A 21,973-nucleotide genomic window follows, 5' to 3' on the forward strand; every position below is an offset into this window, starting at 1 on the left:
AGGTCAACGCGAGAAATGCATCAGCAGGCCCAGCAGGGCGATCAGGCCGATGATCATCACGAAGGCGTAGTGGTAGAGGAAACCGGATTGGGTGCGGCGCAGCAGGTTGGCGGCAAGCTCGACCACGCGGGCCGCACCGTTCACCACCCCATCCACCACGTTGCTGTCCACGGCACGGGCGGCCTTGCCAAGCTTGACGCTGCCACCGGCGAAACCATCGATCCACAGCTTGTCGAAACCGTACTTGTTCTCCAGCACCGATACGACCGGCGCCAGGGCCTTGCGGGACTTGCCTGCCAGCTCGGGCTTCCAGATGTAGAACACCCAGGCCAGGATGAAACCGGCCACCGTCAGCCAGAACGCAGGCATCTTCATGCCGTGCAGCGCATAGCCGACCGAACCATGCCAGAACTCCCTGCCGACGGCGGCGATGGTGTCGCGGGCCGGATCGTAGAAGTCGACGATACCGGTGAAGAACGACAGGGTCTGGCCCGGCACGCCGGTTGCCGCGGCATGGCCGTCCCAGCCGGTGCCGAACAGCATCGGGCCGATGGTGAAGAAACCGATCAGGATGGACGGGATCGCCAGCAGGATCAGCGGCAGGGTCACCACCCACGGCGACTCGTGCGGCTCGTGCGCGCCATGTCCATGATGGTCGTCATGGTGGTGGGCGTCGTGGCCGTGGTCATCGTGCGCGTCGCGGAAGCGTTCCTTGCCGAAGAACGTCAGGAACAGCAGGCGGAAGCTGTAGAAGCTGGTGACGATCACGCCGCCCAGCACCGCCCAGTAGCCGTAGGTCGCCACCCAGTTGTCCGCGGTGTGGGCATGCAGCGCGGCGGCCTCGATGATGGTGTCCTTCGAATAGAAACCGGCGAAGAACGGGGTACCGACCAGCGCCAGGGTACCGATCCACATGGTGATGTGGGTGATCGGCATGTACTTGCGCAGGCCGCCCATCTTCATCATGTTCTGCTCGTGGTGCATGCCGATGATGACCGAGCCGGCGCCCAGGAACAGCAGCGCCTTGAAGAAGGCGTGGGTCATCAGGTGGAACACCGCGCCCGAGTAGGCCGACACGCCCAGGGCCACGGTCATGTAGCCCAGCTGCGACAGGGTCGAGTAGGCGACCACGCGCTTGATGTCGTTCTGCACGATGCCGATCAGGCCGGTGAAGAAGGCCGTGGTGGCACCGATGAACAGCACGAAGTTCAGCGCGGTCTGCGACAGCTCGAACAGCGGCGACATGCGGGTCACCATGAAGATGCCGGCGGTGACCATGGTGGCGGCGTGGATCAGCGCCGAGATCGGGGTCGGGCCTTCCATCGAATCGGGCAGCCACACGTGCAGCGGCACCTGCGCCGACTTGCCCATCGCGCCGATGAAAAGGCAGATGCAGATCAGGGTGGCGATCGACCAGATCACCGGCTCGCTCAGCACCTGCACCGGATGGCCGAACAGGTTGATCGAGCCCGACCACACCTGGACCAGCGCGTTGGGGTCGTTCAGCAGCGGCGCGTTGGCGAACACCGTCGCGTAGTCCAGGGTGCCGAACACCCACAGCACGGCGGCGATGCCCAGCAGGAAGCCGAAGTCGCCGACGCGGTTGACCAGGAACGCCTTCATGTTGGCGAAGATCGCGCTGGGCTTCTTGAAGTAGAAGCCGATCAGCAGGTACGACACCAGGCCCACCGCTTCCCAGCCGAAGAACAGCTGCAGGAAGTTGTTGCTCATCACCAGGGTGAGCATCGAGAAGGTGAACAGCGAGATGTAGCTGAAGAAGCGCTGGTAGCCGTCGTCATCGGCCATGTAGCCGATCGAGTAGACGTGCACCAGCAGCGACACGAACGTCACCACCACCATCATCATCGCGGTCAGGCGGTCGACCATGAAACCGACGTGCGCCGCGTACTGGCCGACTTCGAAGAAGGTGTAGATGTTCTGGTTGAACGGCTGCGCCCCGCCCCACAGCAACTGGTAGAGGGTGTGCATCGACAGCGCGCAGCTGACCGCGACGCCGAGGATGGTGGCGTACTGGGCACCCTTGCGCCCCACCTGGCGACCGAACAGGCCGGCGATGATGCTGCCGAGCAGCGGTGCCAGCACCACTGCGATCAACAGACTCTTGGAGAGAGTGATTTCCATCTGTGGGTCAGCCCTTCAACGAATCGACTTCGCCAACGTTGATGGTGTGGCGGGTACGGAACAGGGTCACCAGGATCGCGAGGCCGATGGCGGCTTCCGCCGCGGCCACGGTCAGGATGAAGAACACGAACAGCTGGCCGGCGGTATCGCCGAGCTGCCGCGAGAAGGCGACGAAGTTGATGTTCACCGACAGCAGCATCAACTCGATCGACATCAGCAGCACGATGATGTTCTTGCGGTTGAGGAAGATGCCGGCGACGGAGATGCAGAACATCACCGCGCCCAGCGCGAGCATGTGGCCCAGGGAAATCATGGCTTGGCCTCCTCGCCGCCTTCGTTGTGCGTGGTGTCGGTCAGCGGCACCGGCTTCTCGGCCGCCATCTTCACGATGCGCAGGCGGTCGCTGGCGCGGACACGGGTCTGCTCCGACGGGTTCTGCGACTTCACGCCGGTGCGGCGGCGCAGGGTCAGCATCACCGCGGCGATCACCGCCACGGTCAGGATCACCGCGGCGAATTCGAACGGCAGCAGGTATTCGGTGAACAGGCTGCGTGCCAGCCAGGTGATGTTGGAGCTGTCGGCGGCGACCGCGGCGGCATTGTCCGCCGGGAACGGCGCGGCCATGCGGGCCTTGATGCCGATCAGGGTCAGCATCTGCAGCAGCATCACCACAGCGACCACCAGCCCGACCGGCAGGTAGCGCACCCAGCCTTCGCGCAGGCTGTCGGTCTCGACGTCCAGCATCATCACCACGAACAGGAACAGCACCATCACCGCGCCCACGTACACCAGCACCAGGGTGACACCCAGGAACTCGGCGCCGACCAGCAGCCAGACGCAGGCGATGGAGAAGAAGGTCAGGATCAGGCACAGCACGGCATACACCGGGTTGCGCACGCTGATCACCGACAGGGCCGAGAGCCCCGCCACGATCGAGAAGAACCAGAAAGCGATATTTACCCAATCCATCTTTCGGTCCTCAACGGAAGGCGGCGTCGGCGGCGCGGCGCTCGGCGATCTCGGCTTCCAGCCGATCACCGATGGCCAGCAGCTGCGGCTTGGTGACGATATTCTCGCCACGGTTCTCGAAGTGGTACTCCAGGATATGGGTTTCCACGATCGAGTCCACCGGGCAGCTCTCCTCGCAGAAACCGCAGAAGATGCACTTGAACAGGTCGATCTCGTAGCGCGTGGTGCGGCGGGTGCCGTCCTCGCGCTTGGCCGAGTCGATGGTGATGGCCAGCGCCGGGCATACCGCCTCGCACAGCTTGCAGGCGATGCAGCGTTCCTCGCCGTTCGGATAACGGCGCAGCGCGTGCAGGCCGCGGAAACGCGGCGACTGCGGGAACTTCTCCATCGGGTACAGCACGGTGTACTTGGGCTTGAATGCGTACTTCAGCGTCAGCCACATGCCGGAGACGAGCTCCAGCAGCAGCAGGCTCTTGAAATAGTGGGTGATCTTTTTCATGAATCAAACGCCTCTCTGGATCACGCCGTAGAACACGAGCAGTGCGGTCACCGCGATCCACGCGATGGTCAGCGGGATGAACACCTTCCAGCCCAGACGCATGATCTGGTCGTAGCGGAAGCGCGGGAACGTGGCACGGAACCAGATGTAGGAACTGGCGAAGAAGAAGACCTTGGCCAGCAGCCACGGCCAACCGCCGTTCCAGATCCAGTTGACCCAGGGCGACACGTCCGCCGTGACCCAGCCCTGGATCGGGCTCAGCCAGCCGCCCATGAAGAAGATCGAGATCAGGAAGCTGATCAGGATCATGTTGGCGTACTCGGCCAGGAAGAACAGCGCGAACGCACCGCCGGAGTACTCGACCATGTGGCCGGCGACGATTTCGGACTCGCCTTCGACCACGTCGAACGGAGCGCGGTTGGTCTCGGCCACGCCGGACACCCAGTACACGACGAACAGCGGCAGCAGCGGCAGCAGGAACCAGTCGAACAGGCCGGAACTGCCCTGCTGCGCCAGCACGATCTCGCTCAGGTTGAGGCTGCCGGCGGCGATCATCACGCCGACCAGCGCGAAGCCCATCGCGATCTCGTAGCTGACCATCTGCGCGGCCGAACGCATCGCGCCGAGGAAGGCGTACTTGGAGTTCGACGCCCAGCCGGCCAGGATCACGCCGTAGATGCCCAGTGAGGTCATCGCCAGCAGGTACAGCAGGCCGACGTTGGCGTTGGACAGCACCAGCTTGTAGTCGAACGGGACCACCGACCAGGCCGCGAACGACGGTGCCAGCACGATCAGCGGCGCCAGCACGTACATCGCCTTGTGCGCGTTGGCCGGGCGCACGATTTCCTTGAACAGCAGCTTGGTGACGTCGGCGAAGGCCTGCAGCAGGCCGCCGAGGCCGACGTACATCGGCCCGTGGCGCACGTGCATCCAGCCGATCAGCTTGCGCTCCCACAGCACGTAGAACGCCACCGATATGATGATCGGCATGGCGATGACCAGGATCTTCAGCACCGTCCACAGCACGATGCCGATGTCGCCCAGCGCCAGCAACCACTGGTGCAGCGGGTCGACCGCGTTCAACAGCAACTCGTTCATGCAGCCACCACCGTTACCCGAGCGGCGCCCAGCGGCGCGGTGGCGCCGTGGCCCGATTCAATCCAGACCGTACCGGCGGCGACGCGCGCGTCGACCACGACCGGCAGGGTCGCCTTGCCGGCATCGGTGCCGACCTTGGCCATCTGCCCTTCCACCAGCTGCAGGCGCGCGGCGTCATCGGCGTTGAGCACGATGCGCGGCGCGTTGTTCAGCGGATGCGCCTGCAGCGCCTCGGCACGGCGGACCACCGCATCGGTGCGGTAGATCGCGGCGGTCGAAGCCACTTCCAGGCCCTCGCCCGTCACCTGCGGCTGCGCCGAGGCGGCCACGTCGACCTGCACCGGCTGCAGGCCGGCACGCAGGCCTGCCAGGTCGGTGAAGCCGAAACCGGCCAGCTGCAGGTCGCCGCCCAGGGCGCGCAGCACGCGCCAGCCCTCGCGGGCCTCGCCCGGCAGCTTGCCACCGGCACGGGCCTGCTGCTCGCGGCCGTCGAGGTTGGTCAGGGTCGCGTCGATTTCCGGCAGCGCGCCGATCGGCAGGATCACGTCGGCCACGTCACGGGTCGAGGCGCAGGCGAACTGGCTGAACGCCACCACCTTGGCGCCGGCCAGCGCCTTGCGCGCGGCGGCGCTGTCGGCGAAGTCCAGGCCCGGCTCGATGCCGTACAGCACGTAGGCCTTGCGCGGCTGCGCAAGCATCGTGGCGACGTCCTTGCCGGCCGGCAACACGCCGGCGCGGGACAGGCCGACGGCGTTGGCACCCTGCGGGATGCGGCACAGCCTGGCGCCGGTGGCGGCGGCGAAATCGCGCGCGGCGGCGCGGATCGCGGCGGCCTGCGGGTGGTTCTCGGCGATGCCACCGACGATCAGAACGGTGTTGCCACCGCCCTGCACCGCCGAATGCAGCTCGGCGCTGGCCAGGGCTTCGGCGAACCTGGACGGGGCGACGATCTGCTTGCCGGCCAGGCTGAACGCGAAGTCAAAATCGACCGGGTTGACCGCGAAGATCCGCGCGCCGTTCTTGGTCTGCGCCTTGCGCAGGCGGGCGTGCAGCAGCGGCAGCTCGTGGCGGACGTTGCTGCCCAGCAGGACGATGCGGTCGGCCGCTTCGATCTCGGCCAGCGGGGCCGCGAACACTTCGGCCGTGGCCGCGTCCGAGAAATCGCGGTTGTCGATGCGGTGGTCGATGTTGCCACTGCCCAGGCCGGTGGCCAGGCGGGCCAGCAGCGCGCCCTCCTCGTTGGAGGTGGACGGATGCACCAGCACGCCGAGGTCGTCGCCGCGGTTGCCGTCCAGGATCTCGCGGGCGGCGGCCAGGCCTTCGGCCCAGCTCACTTCCTTCCACTCGCCGTTGACCTTCTGCAGCGGCTTGACCGCGCGGTCGGCGGCATACAGGCCCTGGTGCGAATAACGGTCGCGGTCGGACAGCCAGCACTCGTTGACCAGTTCGTTGTCGCGCGGCACCGCGCGCAGCACTTCGCCGCGCCGCACGTGCAGGAACAGGTTCGAGCCCATCGCGTCGTGGTAGCCGAGCGACTCACGCGCGGTGAGTTCCCACGGACGCGCCTTGAACTGGAACACCTTGTTGGTCAGCGCGCCGACCGGGCACACGTCGATCACGTTGCCGGACAGCTCGGTGGTCAGCGGCTTGCCGTCGTAGGTGCCGATCTGCAGGTTCTCGCCGCGGTACATGCCGCCCAGCTCGTAGGTACCGGCGATCTCGGCGGTGAAGCGCACGCAGCGGGTGCACTGGATGCAGCGGGTCATCTCGGTGGCGACCAGCGGCCCCATGTCCTCGTCGGCCACCACGCGCTTGCGCTCGTTGAAGCGGCTGACCGAACGGCCGTAGCCCAGCGACACGTCCTGCAGCTCGCACTCGCCGCCCTGGTCGCAGATCGGGCAGTCCAGCGGGTGGTTGATCAGCAGGAACTCCATGACCGAGCGCTGGTACTTCAGCGCCTTTTCGTTGCGGGTCTGGATCTTCATGCCGTCCATGACCGGCGTAGCGCACGCCGGCGACGGCTTGGGCGACTTCTCGACATCGACCAGGCACATGCGGCAGTTGGCCGCGATCGGCAGCTTCTCGTGGTAGCAGAAGCGCGGAATCGAAATGCCGGCCTTGTCGGCGGCCTGGATGATCATCGACCCCTTGGGCGCGAACAGCGTCTGCCCATCGATCTCGATGGTGACGTGTCCTTCCGGCACCACGGGTGCCTCGCTCGGGTTTCCGCTCGGATTTACAGGTTGCGCGCTCATGCGGCAGCAGCCTCCACCTTCTTGCCGTCAACCATCGAATAACCGTTGACGATGTAGTACTCGAATTCGTCCCAGAACTGGCGCAGGAACCCCTGGATCGGCCAGGCCGCCGCTTCGCCGAAGGCGCAGATGGTGTGGCCTTCGATCTGACCGGCGACGGTGCGCAGCTGGTGCAGGTCTTCCATCGTGGCCTTGCCGGCGACGATGCGCTCCAGCACGCGGTGCATCCAGCCGGTGCCCTCGCGGCACGGGGTGCACTGGCCGCAGGATTCCTTGTGGAAGAACTGGCTGATGCGGCACGCGAACTTGACGCAGCACACGCTGTCGTCCAGCACCACGATGGCCCCGGAGCCCAGGCCCGAGCCCAGCGCGCGGATGGTGTCGTAGTCCATCGGCAGCCCCTTGAGCTGCTCGGCGGTCAGCACCGGCATCGACACGCCGCCCGGGATCGCCGCCTTCAGCTTGCGGCCCGGACGCAGGCCACCGGCCATTTCCAGCAGTTCGTCGAAGGTGGTGCCCAGCGGCACTTCGAAGTTGCCGCCCTTCTGCACGCAGCCGGAGACGGAGAAGCACTTCGGGCCGCCGTTGGCGGTCTTGCTCAGGCCCTTGAACCACTCCGGGCCGTTGCGGATGATCGCCGGCACCGAGCCGTAGGTTTCGGTGTTGTTGATCGTCGACGGCTTGCCGTACAGGCCGAAATTGGCCGGGAACGGCGGCTTGTAGCGCGGCTGGCCCTTCTTGCCTTCCAGCGACTCCATCAGCGCGGTTTCTTCGCCGCAGATGTAGGCACCGGCGCCCAGCGCCGCGTAGATGTCGATGTCCACGCCGCTGCCCAGCACGTTCTTGCCCAGCCAGCCATGCTTGTAGGCATCGGCCAGGGCCTGCTCGAAGTGCTCGAACGGCTCGTGGTGGAACTCGCCGCGCAGGTAGTTGTAGCCAACGGTCGAGCCGGTGGCGTAGCAGGCGATCGCCATGCCCTCCACCACCGAATGCGGGTTGTAGCGCAGGATGTCGCGGTCCTTGCAGGTACCCGGCTCGGACTCGTCCGAGTTGCACAGGATGTACTTCTGCGGCGCGTCCTTGGGCATGAACGACCACTTCAGGCCGGTCGGGAAGCCTGCACCGCCGCGGCCGCGCAGGCCGGACTGCTTGACCATCTCGATCACGTCGGCCGGCGCGATCTTCTCCTCGAGGATCTTGCGCAGCGCGGCGTAGCCACCGGTCTTGAGGTAGTTCTCGTACGACCACGGGGTGTCGTAGTGCAGCGTGGTGTAGACCACGTTGTGCGGAAGCGGCGCCGGACCGACCGGGCCCCTGGATTCGTGGTGTGCCATGCCTTACTCCAGCCCGTCCAGCAGCGCGTCGACCTGGTCCAGCGTCAGGCGCTCGTGGTAGTGACCGTTGATGACCATCATCGGCGCGCCCGCGCAGCCGGCCAGGCACTCTTCCTCGCGCTTGAGGTAGACGCGGCCGTCCGGGGTCGATTCGCCGTGCTTGATGCCCAGCTTCTTCTCGCAATGGCGCACGATGTCCTCGGCGCCATTGAGCCAGCAGCTGATGTTGGTGCAGATGGCGACGTTGTTGCGGCCGACCTTCTCGGTCTCGAACATCGAGTAGAAGCTGGCGACCTCGTAGGCCCACACGAACGGCAGGTCCAGGTACTTGGCCACCGCGGCGATCAACTCGTCGCTCAGCCAGCCCTGGTTCTGCTCCTGCGCGGCATGCAGGCCCTGCAGCACCGCCGAGCGCTTGCGTTCCGGCGGGAACTTCGTCAGCCAGTGATCGATGTGAGCACGGGTCTTGTCGCTCAAAACCACCATCGGGTCGACGTCACGCGCCGCCTCGAAATTACCTGTCGCCTTCATCGGCCGACCTCAACCAATAGCAGATCCTGGGAAACCGGTGCCTGCAGCAGCATGGCCGCGCTGGCACCGGGCGTTGTACGCATGCCCGGCATTACCGGTCGACCTCGCCGAACACGAGGTCGTAGGTGCCGATCATCGCCACCACGTCGGCCAGCATGTGGCCGCGCACGATCGAATCGATCGAGGACAGGTGGGCGAAGCCCGGCGCACGCAGGTGCACGCGGAACGGCTTGTTGGCGCCGTCCGAGACCAGGTAGCAGCCGAATTCGCCCTTCGGCGCCTCGACCGCGGCGTAGGTCTCGCCGGCCGGCACGCAGTAGCCTTCGCTGAACAGCTTGAAGTGGTGGATCAGCGCTTCCATGTCGTCCTTCATCTCCGCACGCGACGGAGGGGCGACCTTGAAGTTGCGGACCATGACCGGGCCGGGGTTGGCCTTCAGCCAGCGCACGCACTGCTGGATGATGCGGTTGGACTGGCGCATTTCGGCGACGCGGACCAGGTAACGGTCGTAGCAGTCGCCATTGGTGCCCAGCGGGATGTCGAAGTCGACCGCGTCGTACTTGGCGTACGGCTGCTTCTTGCGCAGGTCCCAGGCGATGCCCGAGCCGCGCAGCATGGCGCCGGTCATGCCCCACGCCAGGGCGTGCTCCGGGGTGACCACGCCGATGCCGACGGTACGCTGCTTCCAGATGCGGTTGTCGGTGAGCAGGGTTTCGTACTCGTCGACGCGCTTGGGGAATTCGCTGGTGAAGTTCTCCAGGAAGTCCAGCAGCGAGCCCTCGCGGGCCGCGTTCAGGCGCTTGAGCGCGTTGCCCTTGTGCCAGCGCGATTCCTTGTACTTCGGCATCGTGTCCGGCAGGTCGCGGTAGACGCCGCCCGGGCGGTAATAGGCCGCGTGCATGCGCGCGCCGGAGACCGCCTCGTAGCAGTCCATCAGCTCCTCGCGCTCGCGGAACGCATACAGCATCACCGCCATCGCGCCGAGGTCGAGCCCGTTCGAACCCAGCCACATCAGGTGGTTGAGGATGCGGGTGATCTCGTCGAACATCGTGCGGATGTACTGCGCGCGCTCCGGCACCTCGATGCCCGCCAGGGTCTCGATGGCGCGGACGTAGGCGTGCTCGTTGCACATCATCGAGCAGTAATCCAGGCGATCCATGTAGCCGATCGACTGGTTGAACGGCTTGGACTCGGCCAGCTTCTCGGTGGCGCGATGCAGCAGGCCAACGTGCGGGTCGGCGCGCATGATGGTCTCGCCGTCCATCTCCAGGATCAGGCGCAGCACGCCATGCGCGGCCGGGTGCTGCGGGCCGAAGTTCATGGTGTAGTTGCGGATCTCCTGCCGGGCTTCGGCGGGATTGCTGGCGAAGGCCCCGGTGGCCTGGTGGAACTCGCTCACTTGCTTGCCTCCCTCTGCGCGCGCTCGCCTTCGGCGGTCTCGAAGCGGGCGTCGTCGCGGATCACGCGCGGTACGCCCACGCGCGGTTCGACCGAAGTCACCGGCTCGTAGACCACGCGCTTCTTTTCTTCGTCGTAACGCACTTCGACGTTGCCGATCAGCGGGAAATCCTTGCGGAACGGATGGCCGACGAAACCGTAGTCGGTCAGGATGCGGCGCAGGTCCGGGTGGCCTTCGAAGATCACGCCGTACAGGTCGAACGCCTCGCGCTCGAACCAGTTCAGGCCCGGCCAGACGCTGGTCAGCGACGCCACCACCGGCAGCGACTCGCTCGGGGCGAAGCAGCGCATGCGCAGGAGCTGGTTGTGCTGGTAGGAACGCAGCTGCACGACGACCGCAAAACGCTGCCTGGGCAGCGCGTCGGGCTGCGCGCCATCGGCGGTTTCATGGTTGGGGAACTCGCCCCAGGCGAAGCGGCCGGCGCCCTTGCCTTCCACGCCACGGCTGAAGCCCTGCGAGGAAACGTCGGAAGTGTCCCACTCGTCGCTGCCGTAGCCGAGGTAATCGACGCCGCACAGGTCGGTGGCGTGCTCGAAGCCGAACTCGTCGCGCAGTGCGACGGCGACGGCATGCCAGTCGGCCGACGGAACCTCCAGCGTCACTTCGCCGCGCGGTTCGACCACGGAGACCTGCGCACCGGCGAAACGCGCGCGAAGTCGGTCGATGAGTGAAGGTGCTTGCTGGGCCATGGGGGCTGGCGTGCTCTTGACTTGAAAGGGAATCAGCGGGCGATGGTCTGGGTGCGCCAGATCTTCTTCTGCAGCTGCAGGATGCCGTACACCAGCGCCTCGGCGGTTGGCGGGCAGCCCGGGACGTACACGTCCACCGGCACCACGCGGTCGCAGCCGCGCACCACCGCGTACGAATAGTGGTAATAGCCGCCACCGTTGGCGCAGCTGCCCATCGAAATGACCCACTTGGGGTCGGGCATCTGGTCGTAGACCTTGCGCAGCGCCGGGGCCATCTTGTTGACCAGGGTGCCGGCGACGATCATCACGTCGGACTGGCGCGGCGACGGGCGGAACACCACGCCGTAGCGGTCCAGGTCCAGGCGCGAGGCGCCGGCGTGCATCATTTCCACCGCGCAGCAGGCCAGGCCGAAGGTCATCGGCCACATCGAGCCGGTGCGCGCCCAGTTCAGCAGGGCGTCGACGCTGGTGGTGACGTAGCCCTTCTCGAGCAGCGGATTGTCGCCTTCGGGCCGCAGGATGTCGTCAACCCGCCCTTCCGGGATGGGGTTGTTCATCAGGCCATCGAGAGTCTGAATCACTCCCATTCCAGCGCTCCCTTCTTCCACACGTAGATAAAGCCGAGGAACAGCATGCCCACGAACAGGCCCATGGTGACGAGCGAGCGGGCGCCCAGCTCCATGAACACCTGGGTCCAGGGCACGATGAAGATGATTTCCAGGTCAAAGACGATGAACTGGATGGCGATGAGGTAGTAGCGCACGTCGAACTTCATGCGCGCGTTCTCGAACGCCTCGAAGCCGCACTCGTACGGCGACAGTTTCTGCTCGTCGGGGCTGCGGGGGCCAAGGAAACGACCGATCAGCATCAGGGCGACGCCGATGCCGGTGGCGACGATCAGAAACAGCAGGGACGGCAAATATTCGGCCAGCACAGCGATTCTCTCTTGCCTCTGCCCGGACACCTGCAGGCGCCCGCGCATGGGGATTGACGGGACTTGCCTCGGCGGGAGCTGCCGCATCCCGCATACCCGCATAACAAACTCATGGTGCCCAAGAGGGGACTCGAACCCCTACGACTTGCGTCGCTACCACCTCAAGGTAGTGCGTCTACCAATTCCGCCACCTGGGCTTACTTACGTCAGCGCACCGGCTCTGCAGTGCGGCGCGTATTGTAACCGTCTTCAGTCTTTATGCGAGCCCTCGGCGGGCTTTTCTTCGCTCTGCGCCGGATTATTCGCCGCAGGCGCCGCCTGCGGCACTTCGCCCGCGGCCGCGGCCTGCGGAACGGACTGCAGCTCGCCGGCCGGGGCGGCCGGGGCGGCCGGGGCCTGCGTCTGGGACATCACGCCCAGCCCCTGCTCGGTCGGGCGCGCGCCATGAGTGGCGTACCAGGCCATGAACAGGCTGATGCCGAAGAACACCACCGCCAGCCACTTGGTGGACTTGGACAGGAAGTTGGAGGCGCCACGGGCGCCGAACACCGTGCCCGAGGCGCCGGCACCGAAGCCCGAGCCCGCCGCCGCGCCGGAGCCGCGCTGCATCAGGATCAGCGCGATCATCGCGACCGCCACCAGCACATAGACCACATTGAGGATCAACATCAGCATTTGAAAACCGTCCCGGACAATTCCACCGTTAGCGACCGGCTGCCGCCCTCGCGATGGCCAGGAAATCTGCCGCCACCAGCGAAGCGCCGCCTACCAGCCCGCCATCGACGTCAGGCTGTGAAAACAGCTCTGCAGCATTGTCGGGCTTGACGCTGCCGCCATACAGGATCGGCAACGAATCGGCGATTCTAGCATCGCGCCCGGCGACTTCGCCACGGATGAAGGCGTGCACGGCCTGCGCCTGCTCCGGACTGGCCGTGCGGCCGGTGCCGATGGCCCAGACCGGCTCATACGCCACCACCGCCCCGGCGAAGGCATCGACCCCGGCCAGCTCCAGCACCGGCGCCAGCTGCGCGGCGATGACCTGCTCGGTCTGCCCGGCCTCGCGCTGTTCCAGCGTCTCACCGACACACAAGACCGGGACCAGGCCGGCATGCACCGCGGCCACGAACTTGCGGGCGACCAGCTCACTGCTTTCATGGTGGTACTGGCGGCGCTCGGAATGGCCGACCAGGCCGTACCTCGCCCCCACGTCCACCAGCATGGCGGCCGAGACCTCGCCGGTGTAGGCCCCCTTCTCGTTGCTGCTGACGTCCTGCGAGCCGAAGGCCAGCGCGGTGCCCTCGAAGTCCTCGACCAGGTCCCCCAGGTAGGGCAGCGGCGGCAGGATCACCAGCTCGACCCCCTGCAGCGGCAGGCCGGCGGCCACCTGTCCCACCAGTTCGGTGGCGAATTGACGGCTGCCATGCAGCTTCCAGTTACCGGCGACGATCGTGCGGCGCATTCAGGAACGACTCCCAGTGAAAAGTGGGCGAAGGATAGCCCACTACGGACAGTCACAGGACAATCGACGGACAACGCGGGACACCACCATGGCATCCGTCACGCCGGCAGCCATGACGGCGAAGGCCGCCTCGCGGCGGCCTTCGTTGCTCATTTCAGCTTGATCTCGCGCAGGCGCTCCTCAAGGAAGCCGTGCGCGGTGATCGGCTCCGGATACCGGCTCGGGTTGTCCGGGGTGATGCACGACGGCAGCACGTCGATCAGGAAGTCCGGGTTCGGATGCAGGAAGAACGGCACCGAGTAACGCGGCTGGCGGGCCAGCTCGCCCGGGGGATTGACCACGCGATGGATGGTCGACGGGTACACATGGTTGGTCAGGCGCTGCAGCATGTCGCCGATGTTGACCACGATGGTGTCCGCATCGGACGTGAACGGCACCCACTCGCCATCGTGCGACTGCACTTCCAGCCCCGCGGCGCTGGCGCCGACCAGCAGGGTGATGAAATTGATGTCGCCATGCGCGCCGGCGCGCACGTTGGGAATGTCGTCGGTGGTGATCGGCGGGTAGTGGATCGGGCGCAGGATCGAGTTGCCGTTGTTGGTCTTGTCGGCGAAGAAGTCCTGCGGCAGCCCGATGTGCAGGGCCAGCGCCGACAGCACGCGCGACCCCAGGTTGTCCAGCGCCTGGTACAGGCCATAGCCGCGCTCGCGGAACCCGGGCACTTCGCTCGGCCACAGGTTCGGCGGCATCACCTCGCGGTACTTCGAGTCATCCACGATTTCCCGGCCGATGTGCCAGAACTCCTTCAGGTCGAAGTGCTTGGAGCCCTTGGCGGTCTCCACGCCGAACGGGGTGTAGCCGCGGGCGCCACCGCCACCGGCCACGTGGTACTTGCGCTTGACCTCCTCCGGCAGGGCGAAGAAGGCCTTGAAGGCATCGTAGGCCGCGTCGATGTCGGCCTGCGGGATGCCGTGGTTGCGGATGCCCGCGAACCCCCACTGGCGATAGGCGGCGCCCAGCTCGGCCACGAAGGCCTCGCGGTCGCTGTCGAAGCGGGTGATGTCGAGGGTTGGGATCTTGCTCACAGCGGTTCCTGGCTTGTCGTGGATATGCGGGCCGGCAGCACCCTGTCGCCCGTCTGAATATTGTGACAGATCGGCCTTGCGGCCGGCCGCTGACACATTGATACAAAAGGATACAATTTGGGCGCCCGCGGGGGCGCCGGACCGGCGCCCTGCCCCGGCCCCTCCCCACCACACGCCCCCCGCATGCAACCTGCCGCGCTGACGGACCGCCCACTGAAGATCCTGCACACCGAAGCCGCCCGCGGCATGGGTGGGCAGGAGATCTACCTGCTCCGCCACCTGCTGGCCATGCGCGCACGCGGACACGACATGTCGCTGCTGTGCCAGCCCGGCGCCCGCCTGGCCGAGGCGGCGCGCGACCACGGCTTCGTCGTGCACACCCTGGAGATGGGCGGGATGGGTCGGCTGCTGCGGGGCATTCCCGCAGTACGCCACCTGGTGCGTGCGCACCGCTATGACGTGGTCAATGTCACCAGCCGCCGCGACGCACTGATCGCCGCCGCCGGCGCGCGCCTTGCCGGTGCCCCGCTGGTGGTGCGCTCGCGCCACCTGATGAGCCCGGTGCACTCGCTGCTGACCTACACCTGGCTGCCGCACCGGGTGATCACCGTCAGCCGGTTCGTGATGCGCCTGCTGCAGGAACGGGGCATCGCCCCGGGGCGGATCGGCGTGGTCCCGCCGATGGCGCAGTCGCCGCTGGACAGCGGCGAGGAACCGGCCGCGCGCACCTGGCCGGAACTGCAGCAACTGCGCACCGGAGTACGCGGCGAGCTGGGCTTCGGCGACGACGATGTCGTCGTCGGTTGCGTGGCCGTGCTGCGCGAACCCAAGGGCCACCTCGACCTGCTCGACGCGATCGCGCCGCTGTGCCGGGAGAACCCGAAACTGCACCTGCTGATCGTCGGCGACGGCGAGCCGGTCATGTCGCGGCTGAAAGCGGCGAGCGCGCAGTACGGTATCGAGCGCCAGGTCCACCTGCCCGGCTATTGCGCCGACGCCGCGCGGCTGATGGCCGGGTTCGACGTGTTCGCCCTGCCCAGCCACAAGGAGGCCGCCGGCACCGTGTTCCTGGAGGCCGCCCAGGCCGGCGTGCCGATCGTCGCCACGCGCGTGGGCGGTATTCCGGAAATGGTGGCCGAACAGGCCAATGCTATCCTCGTCGCGCCCGCGGACCGGGACGCGCTGACCGCCGCCCTGCGCACGCTGGCGGCGTGCGGCGAACTCCGCCAGGCGATGAGCCGCGCCGGCCTGGACTGGATCCGCAGCGAACACCGCTTCACGGCGGCGGGGCATTGCGAAGCCACCGAACATCTCTACCACCAGTGGCTCGAGGAATTGGGACATGGCCCACGCCAAGTCGGTACCGGTGCTGATGCACCACCACGTCAGCCCGTCGCCGGGCATGATCACGGTCTCCCCGGAGAACTTTGAAAGCCAGATCGCCTGGCTGGCCGCCGACGGCTGGACCGCGCTGACCATGCAGCAGTACGCCGGCTTCCTGGCCGGCGCGCCGGTACCGCGCAAATCGATCCTGATCACCTTCGACGACGGCTACCTGGACAACTGGGTATACGCCCACCCCATCCTGCAGAAGTACGGCATGCGCGCGGTGGTGTTCCTGGTCACCGGCTGGATGGGCCAGGGCGAGGTGCGCCCGCATGCAGGCCAGCAGGGCGCCGCGTTGCCGCCCACCCCGGACCACCGCGGCTGCGAGGACGCGATCTTCCGCCTGGACCGCGCCGACGAGGTGATGATGCGCTGGAGCGAGGCGCGCGCGGCCATCGCCGCCGGCACCTTCGAGATGCACTGCCATACCCATACCCATACCCGCTGGCTGCGCAGGCCGGTCAGCCGCGAGGAGAAATGCGCGGGCATCCGCGACGACCTGGTGCGGGCGCGCGAGCAGCTGCTCGGCGAACTGGGCGAAGCCTCCGACACCCTGTGCTGGCCCTACGGCGATTTCGACGAGGACTACGTGCGGATCGCACGCGAACTCGGCTTCCGCTACCTGCACACCACCCATCCGTTCGGCCGCAACCTGGTGGGCGGCGACCCGGAGCACATCTACCGTTTCGCGATCCGCAACCGTCCCGCGAAGTGGCTGCGCAAGCGCATCGCCAGCAGCTACAACCCGGTGATCGCGCCACTGTTCAACCGGTTCAAGGCGCGCCGCCGGGGCATGGTCGCCGGGCCGTGACAGGCGCCGGGCGCCTGCCACCGCCGCGGGGCAGCACATGTCGCCGGCACGCCAGGCTGCCTTCAGGGATGGCGGGAAGCCAAAGCAAAACGCCCCGGGATCCGGGGCGTTTCATCATGCCGCGGCGGCCTTGACCGCGTCGGCCAGGCGCTCGAGCGTGGTCTGCATCAAACCGGCGTCGTCGGCCTCCACCGTCACCCGCACCACCGGCTCGGTGCCGGACGGACGCAGGAAGGCGCGTCCGCGCCCGACGATCGCGACCTGCGCGCCGGCCAGTGCCGCGACCACCCCGGATGAGCGGACGATGTCCTTGGCCGACATGCCCTGCCCGACCCGGACGTTGATGGTCTGCTGCGGCACCCGGCTGAGCCCGGCCAGCGCGTCCTGCAGGGTGGTGCCGCGGCGCCTGAGCACCTCCAGTACCTGCAGCGCGCTGATGATGCCGTCGCCGGTGGTGGCCCGGTCCAGGCACAGCAGGTGGCCCGATGCTTCGCCGCCGAGCACGCCGTGGTGATCCAGCAGCGCCTTGTGCACGTAACGGTCGCCGACGTCGGCGCGCAGGAAGCCGATGCCGGCCTGCGCCAGCGCCTGCTCGAACCCGTAATTGGTCATCAGCGTGCCCACCACCGGCCCGTGCAGGCGGCCACTGGCCTTCCAGTCCATCGCCAGCAGGTACAGCAGGTCGTCGCCATCGTGCACCACGCCGTCGCTGTCCACGAACAGCAGGCGGTCGCCGTCGCCGTCGAAGGCAATGCCCAGGTGCGCCCCGCTGGCGCGCACCCGGGCGGCCAGTGCCTGCGGGTACATCGAGCCGACGCCATCGTTGATGTTCACGCCATTGGGCTCGACGCCCATCGCCTCGACGCTGGCACCCAGTTCGCGCAGCACCAGCGGCGCCACTTGGTAGGTCGCGCCATTGGCGCAATCGAGCACGATGCGCATGCCCTGCAGGTCGAAGTCGCGCGGCACCGAATTCTTGCAGGCCTCGACATAGCGGCCGATCGCATCGCGCGTGCGCACCGCCTTGCCCAGCTGCTCGGAGGCCACGGTGGCGAACGGCTGCTCGAGCGCGGCCTCGATCGACAGCTCGGTCGCGTCGTCGAGCTTCTCGCCCTGCGCGGAGAAGAACTTGATGCCGTTGTCGTGGTGCGGGTTGTGCGAGGCGGAGATGACGATGCCGCCATCGGCGCGCAGCGAGCGGGTCAGGTGCGCCACCGCCGGCGTCGGCATCGGCCCCATCAGCTGCACGTGCACCCCGGCCGCCACCAGCCCGGCCTCCAGCGCAGCCTCGAACATGTAGTTGGAGATGCGGGTGTCCTTGCCGATCACCACCAGCGGCTTGCGGCCGCTGCCGCGCGCCTGGGTCGCGCGCACCAGTGCCTGGCCGTAGGCATTGCCCAGGCGCAGCACGAAATCGGCGGAAATCGCACCTTCACCGACCCGGCCGCGGATGCCGTCGGTGCCGAAATACCTGCGGGCCACCATCAGGCGGCGGCCACGTCGTCGGCCGGGCGCTCCCGACGCATCAGCATCGCCAGCAGGTCGGCCAGGCGCTGGCGCATCTCGCGGCGGTCGCAGATCTGGTCGATGGCGCCGTGCTCGAGCAGGAACTCGGCACGCTGGAAGCCTTCGGGCAGCTTCTCGCGCACGGTCTGCTCGATCACGCGCGGGCCGGCGAAGCCGATCAGCGCCTGCGGCTCGGCGATGTTGATGTCGCCCAGCATCGCGAACGAAGCGGACACGCCACCGGTGGTGGGATGGGTCAGCACCGAGATGTACGGCAGGCCCGCGTCGCGCAGCTTGCCCAGCGCAGCCGAGGTCTTGGCCATCTGCATCAGCGAGAACAGGCCTTCCTGCATGCGCGCGCCGCCGCTGGCGGAGAAGCACACGAAGGGCGCGCCGATTTCCAGCGCGGTCTCGGCCGCCAGCGCGAAGCGCTCGCCGACCACCGAGCCCATCGAGCCGCCCATGAAAGCGAAGTCGAACGAGGCCGCGACCAGCGGATGCCCCTTCAGGGTGCCACGCATCGCCACCAGCGCGTCGTACTCGCCGGTGTTCTTCTGCGACGCCTTGATGCGCTCGGCGTACTTCTTCTGGTCCTTGAACTTGAGCAGGTCGGTCGGCCCGAGGCGCGCGGCGATCTCGGTGGTGCTGTCGGCATCGAACAGCGACGCCAGGCGGGCCCGGGCGCGGATCGCCATGTGGTGGCCGCACTTGGGGCAGACCTCCAGGTTCTCCTCCAGCTCCGGCCGGTACAGGGCGGCACCGCAACTGCTGCACTTTTCCCAAAGCCCCTCGGGGACGCTGCGTTTCCGGTTGGGCGTGTTGTCGGTGCGGATGCCCGAAGGCATCAATTTGCTGAGCCAGCTCATGCGGGATGACGGTTCCGTTCTAGGCGGCCCGGGGGCCGCGACAGGGCCGACAGTCTAGCGCGCGGCGGCAAACCGACGGTAGCGTACAGAGCCGGGGCCATGCCATCGCCCGGAAACGCGATGACAGCCGCGCTCCGCCCGACCGCCATCCCTCCCGGACCATCCCGCCGGCCAGGCGCGGGTCGCGTGGGTGACCGCCCGGCGCCTGCCGCGGACAGGCCGGCGCGGCACTAGGGGCGAGCGCCGTCCAGGGGCGCGGGCACCACGCCCGGCCGGCCACTGCCCGGCGCATCGTGCGCCCCCAGCCAGCGCCGCCGCACCGCGCGGTCGCAGGGGTCGGAATAGAACCGCGCCAGCAGCGCCCCGAGCGCCCAGCACAGGCCCAGCAACGGCAGGTACCACCAGAACCCGGAACGGATGTCGCTGCCACCGTGCCGGTACAGCGCCACCAGCCCGAACACGACGAACATGTGGGTCAGGTAGATCTCGTAGCTCAGCCGGCCGAAGGCACGCAGCCAGCCCAGTCCGCGCATCGGCGCGCCTGCGCCGCGCGCAGGCTGAAGGCCGGCGATCAGCATCGCCGCCGACCCGGTCAGCACCAGCATGTAGCCGTTGCCGAGCGACGCCCACAGCTCACGCCCATAGAGCGGCACCGCCAACAGGCCCAGCACGCCCGCCCCGCGCAGCAGCCGCGCGGTCCGCGGCGGCGCCGGCCAGCGCTCGACCAGCAACGCGGCCAGCACGCCGGTGGCGATGGCCGCCATTCCCGGCAGATAGGCCTTCTCCTGCCATATCTCGTTGCCCGCCAGGGCGGCGCGGGTGAACGGCAACGACAGCGCCGCCAGCGCCAGCAGCACGAGCAGCGGCGTGCGCCGGCGCAGCAGCAGGCACAGCAGCGGGAACCCCAGGTAGAACACTTCCTCGATCGACAGCGACCACAGCACGTCCCAGCCGCCGGGCAACCAGCCGGTGCGGCCCTCGTACCAGTTCAGGTGCAGGCCCAGTGCCGAGAACAGCGCGCCGCCCAGCGACTGGCCTTCGCCGTCGATCACGTAGAACGGCACGCCGGCCAGGTGCAGCACGCTCAAAACCGCCAGCAGCAGCAACAGGCATGGCAGGATGCGCGCGGCCCGGCGCACGTAGAAGGCGCGCAGGTCGATGGACGACAGCGCGCCCCAGCGCCGCAACGAATGCGAGGCGATCAGGAAGCCGGACACGACGAAGAACACGAAGACCGCCTCGTAGCCGTTGTAGCTCAGCGCGTTGAGCAGGCGCCGCGGCAGCACGTCGCCCAGCGCGGTATCGCGCAGCGGGATGCGCAGCGCCAGGTGGTGCAGCACCACCATCACGATCGAGACACCACGCAACGCGTCGATGCCGGGGTTGCGGCCACCGGCCTGCATCATTGAACCGTTCAAGCGCCATCCTGCGGAACCGGGCCGGCCCGCATTATCCATGCCGGCACCGGCGAGCGGCGGTTGCGCCGCTCAGGCGTCCAGCGCCTGCCGCAGCGGCGCAAGGAAAGCACCGGCGCTGCGCGTCGCCGCTTCCACCGAGTCGGCCGTGGCCATCGCCGCGACCAGCGCGCTGCCCACCACCACGCCATCGGCGTCGACCGCCATCGCCGCCGCACTGGCCGCGTCCTTGATCCCGAACCCCGCCACCACCGGCGCCTTCGAGCGGCTGCGCAGCAGGCGCAGGCGCTCACCGGCGGCGGCACTGTCCAACCGTTCCGAAGCGCCGGTGACCCCGGCGAAACTGACGTAGTACAGGTAGCCCTGGGCGGCGTCGCACAGGCCATCGAGCCGCGCCTGGCTGCTGGTCGGCGAGGCCAGCAGGATCAGGGCCAGCCCGGCGGCGCTGAACGCGGCGCGGATCTCGCCGGCTTCTTCCGGCGGCAGGTCGACCAGCAGCACGCCATCGACCCCGGCCTCCACCGCCTCGGCGGCAAACCGGGCGGCCCCGCGGATCTCCACCGGGTTGAGATAGCCCATCAGCACCACCGGGGTGAGCGCATCGCGTGCGCGGAACCGGGCAACGCTGTCCAGCACGTAGCGGCGGCCGGCGCCGCGCGCCAGCGCGCGCTCGGAACTGCGCTGGATCGTCGGGCCGTCGGCCATCGGATCGGAAAACGGCACGCCCAGCTCGATCACGTCGGCGCCGGCGGCGACCAGTGCATGCATCACCGGCACGGTGGCGTCCAGCGCCGGATCGCCGGCGGTGATGAACGGGATCAGCGCCTTGCGCCCGGAGGCGCGCAGGCGGGCAAAGCACTCGTCGATACGGTTCACGGTCATCTCAGGCACATCCTTCAATCAGTTCCACCGCATCCGGCCGGCCCCAGTAGATCGAGGTCACCACGCCGTCGAGGGTTTCCAGGCGCAGGGCCAGCTTGGCCTGCGCGTCGGTCCAGGTCAGGTAGTCGCCGTTGGGCGATACGTAGGCATGCGGGCTGACCACCACGCCGGCCGGCAGGCGCTTCTTCGCCTCGGCCACGTCCATGCCCACCCACAGCCCGAACGGCGCGACGGGCGCGGTGGCCGGCCGCGTGTCCACGCGCACTCCCGGGTCGCCTTCGCCATCGACGTCGAAGCGCGCGATGTGGTCGGCGATCACCATCATCGACATGCCCTGCGGCAGGGTGCCGCGGTCGTAGTATTCGCAGTCGCCCTCCATCGCCTCGCGCATGCCGGCCGATACGAAGGCCGCATCGCCCGGCGCCTTGCCGAACGCGGCGCCGATCCGCAGGTCGCCGACGGCGCCCAGCTGCGCCGCGGCATCCCCCGCTTCCGTAGCGGCTGCGGGCGCTGGAGCGGCGGGCGGCGGCGGCGTCGGCGTCGGGGTCGGCGTCGGGGTCGGGGTCGGGGTCGGGGTCGGCGCGGTGACCGGTGCCGGCGTGGCCGCGGGCTGCTCCGGCGTGCACGCTGCCAGCGCCAGCACGATGCAGGCC

General features: G+C 67.9%; 22 protein-coding genes and 1 tRNA gene. 2 read left to right on the top strand and 21 right to left on the bottom strand.

Features of this window, described 5'->3' with window-relative positions:
- Positions 1-3 precede the first annotated feature (3 nt).
- The 16 genes from nuoL to ABB33_RS00720 all read right to left on the bottom strand — a co-directional run bounded on the left by nuoL (position 4) and on the right by ABB33_RS00720 (position 14,454).
- The gene (gene nuoL / locus ABB33_RS00645; protein WP_056930789.1) at positions 4-2,142 is read right to left on the bottom strand and encodes an NADH-quinone oxidoreductase subunit L; all 2,139 of its coding nucleotides are present in this window, start codon (positions 2,140-2,142) and stop codon (positions 4-6) included.
- Positions 2,143-2,149: 7 nt separating this feature from the next.
- The gene (gene nuoK, locus ABB33_RS00650) at positions 2,150-2,455 is read right to left on the bottom strand and encodes an NADH-quinone oxidoreductase subunit NuoK (RefSeq protein ID WP_054664875.1); all 306 of its coding nucleotides are present in this window, start codon (positions 2,453-2,455) and stop codon (positions 2,150-2,152) included.
- Positions 2,452-3,111 (bottom strand): NADH-quinone oxidoreductase subunit J, encoded by a 660-nt coding sequence (locus tag ABB33_RS00655; protein WP_056930790.1) that lies wholly within the window; start codon positions 3,109-3,111, stop codon positions 2,452-2,454. Before ABB33_RS00655 ends, nuoK begins: the two co-directional genes overlap by 4 nt.
- A gap of 10 nt (positions 3,112-3,121) precedes the next feature.
- Complete coding sequence (gene nuoI, locus ABB33_RS00660) at positions 3,122-3,610, bottom strand: NADH-quinone oxidoreductase subunit NuoI (RefSeq protein ID WP_054664867.1); 489 nt, start codon at positions 3,608-3,610, stop codon at positions 3,122-3,124.
- A 3-nt stretch (positions 3,611-3,613) separates the two neighbouring features.
- Entirely contained in the window at positions 3,614-4,708 is a 1,095-nt protein-coding gene (gene nuoH / locus ABB33_RS00665) for an NADH-quinone oxidoreductase subunit NuoH (RefSeq protein WP_054664865.1), read from the bottom strand.
- The gene (gene nuoG, locus ABB33_RS00670) at positions 4,705-6,963 is read right to left on the bottom strand and encodes an NADH-quinone oxidoreductase subunit NuoG (protein WP_056930791.1); all 2,259 of its coding nucleotides are present in this window, start codon (positions 6,961-6,963) and stop codon (positions 4,705-4,707) included. The genes nuoH and nuoG overlap by 4 nt, the downstream gene beginning before the upstream one ends.
- On the bottom strand, positions 6,960-8,297 hold the full coding sequence (nuoF, locus tag ABB33_RS00675; protein WP_056930792.1) for an NADH-quinone oxidoreductase subunit NuoF: 1,338 nt from the start codon (positions 8,295-8,297) through the stop codon (positions 6,960-6,962). Before nuoF ends, nuoG begins: the two co-directional genes overlap by 4 nt.
- A 3-nt stretch (positions 8,298-8,300) precedes the next feature.
- Positions 8,301-8,828 carry an NADH-quinone oxidoreductase subunit NuoE gene (gene nuoE / locus ABB33_RS00680; protein ID WP_054664857.1) on the bottom strand — a complete coding sequence of 176 codons (528 nt, stop codon included), beginning with the start codon at positions 8,826-8,828 and terminating at the stop codon, positions 8,301-8,303.
- Positions 8,829-8,919: 91 nt separating this feature from the next.
- Positions 8,920-10,227: an NADH-quinone oxidoreductase subunit D gene (locus tag ABB33_RS00685; protein ID WP_056930793.1), complete on the bottom strand. Its 1,308-nt coding sequence runs from the start codon at positions 10,225-10,227 to the stop codon at positions 8,920-8,922.
- Complete coding sequence (locus tag ABB33_RS00690) at positions 10,224-10,976, bottom strand: NADH-quinone oxidoreductase subunit C (RefSeq protein ID WP_056930794.1); 753 nt, start codon at positions 10,974-10,976, stop codon at positions 10,224-10,226. The genes ABB33_RS00685 and ABB33_RS00690 overlap by 4 nt, the downstream gene beginning before the upstream one ends.
- A 32-nt stretch (positions 10,977-11,008) precedes the next feature.
- On the bottom strand, positions 11,009-11,563 hold the full coding sequence (locus ABB33_RS00695; RefSeq protein ID WP_054664850.1) for a NuoB/complex I 20 kDa subunit family protein: 555 nt from the start codon (positions 11,561-11,563) through the stop codon (positions 11,009-11,011).
- Positions 11,554-11,910: an NADH-quinone oxidoreductase subunit A gene (locus tag ABB33_RS00700; RefSeq protein ID WP_054664847.1), complete on the bottom strand. Its 357-nt coding sequence runs from the start codon at positions 11,908-11,910 to the stop codon at positions 11,554-11,556. The genes ABB33_RS00695 and ABB33_RS00700 overlap by 10 nt, the downstream gene beginning before the upstream one ends.
- 112 nt (positions 11,911-12,022) lie before the next feature.
- Positions 12,023-12,107: transfer RNA gene (locus ABB33_RS00705), tRNA-Leu, on the bottom strand.
- A 52-nt stretch (positions 12,108-12,159) separates the two neighbouring features.
- Entirely contained in the window at positions 12,160-12,585 is a 426-nt protein-coding gene (gene secG / locus ABB33_RS00710) for a preprotein translocase subunit SecG (RefSeq protein WP_054664845.1), read from the bottom strand.
- Positions 12,586-12,613: 28 nt separating this feature from the next.
- Positions 12,614-13,369: a triose-phosphate isomerase gene (tpiA, locus tag ABB33_RS00715; RefSeq protein ID WP_056930795.1), complete on the bottom strand. Its 756-nt coding sequence runs from the start codon at positions 13,367-13,369 to the stop codon at positions 12,614-12,616.
- Positions 13,370-13,518: 149 nt separating this feature from the next.
- Positions 13,519-14,454, bottom strand: coding sequence for an isopenicillin N synthase family dioxygenase (locus ABB33_RS00720; RefSeq protein ID WP_056930796.1), 936 nt, complete (start codon positions 14,452-14,454; stop codon positions 13,519-13,521).
- Positions 14,455-14,637: 183 nt separating this feature from the next.
- On the opposite strand from ABB33_RS00720, the gene ABB33_RS00725 reads away from it, so the two are divergent.
- Both ABB33_RS00725 and ABB33_RS00730 read left to right on the top strand, forming a co-directional pair.
- Entirely contained in the window at positions 14,638-15,885 is a 1,248-nt protein-coding gene (locus tag ABB33_RS00725; protein ID WP_082594918.1) for a glycosyltransferase family 4 protein, read from the top strand.
- A complete protein-coding gene (locus ABB33_RS00730) occupies positions 15,797-16,651 on the top strand; it encodes a polysaccharide deacetylase family protein (protein ID WP_056930797.1) in 855 nt (284 codons plus the stop codon). The genes ABB33_RS00725 and ABB33_RS00730 overlap by 89 nt, the downstream gene beginning before the upstream one ends.
- A gap of 114 nt (positions 16,652-16,765) precedes the next feature.
- On the opposite strand, the gene glmM is transcribed toward ABB33_RS00730, so the two are convergent.
- The 5 genes from glmM to ABB33_RS18745 all read right to left on the bottom strand — a co-directional run.
- On the bottom strand, positions 16,766-18,136 hold the full coding sequence (gene glmM / locus ABB33_RS00735; RefSeq protein WP_056930798.1) for a phosphoglucosamine mutase: 1,371 nt from the start codon (positions 18,134-18,136) through the stop codon (positions 16,766-16,768).
- Positions 18,136-19,023 (bottom strand): acetyl-CoA carboxylase, carboxyltransferase subunit beta, encoded by an 888-nt coding sequence (accD, locus tag ABB33_RS00740; RefSeq protein ID WP_054664832.1) that lies wholly within the window; start codon positions 19,021-19,023, stop codon positions 18,136-18,138. The genes glmM and accD overlap by 1 nt, the downstream gene beginning before the upstream one ends.
- Positions 19,024-19,253: 230 nt before the next feature.
- Positions 19,254-20,441 (bottom strand): acyltransferase family protein, encoded by a 1,188-nt coding sequence (locus tag ABB33_RS00745; protein ID WP_225546707.1) that lies wholly within the window; start codon positions 20,439-20,441, stop codon positions 19,254-19,256.
- Between the two features lie 69 nt (positions 20,442-20,510).
- Positions 20,511-21,314 (bottom strand): tryptophan synthase subunit alpha, encoded by an 804-nt coding sequence (trpA, locus tag ABB33_RS00750; RefSeq protein ID WP_182212916.1) that lies wholly within the window; start codon positions 21,312-21,314, stop codon positions 20,511-20,513.
- 7 nt (positions 21,315-21,321) lie between these two features.
- Positions 21,322-21,973, bottom strand: a 652-nt coding sequence (locus tag ABB33_RS18745) for a hypothetical protein (RefSeq protein ID WP_161809391.1), incomplete at its 5' end; no start/stop codon positions are given.

Source organism: Stenotrophomonas acidaminiphila (assembly GCF_001431595.1).
GTDB lineage: Bacteria > Pseudomonadota > Gammaproteobacteria > Xanthomonadales > Xanthomonadaceae > Stenotrophomonas > Stenotrophomonas acidaminiphila.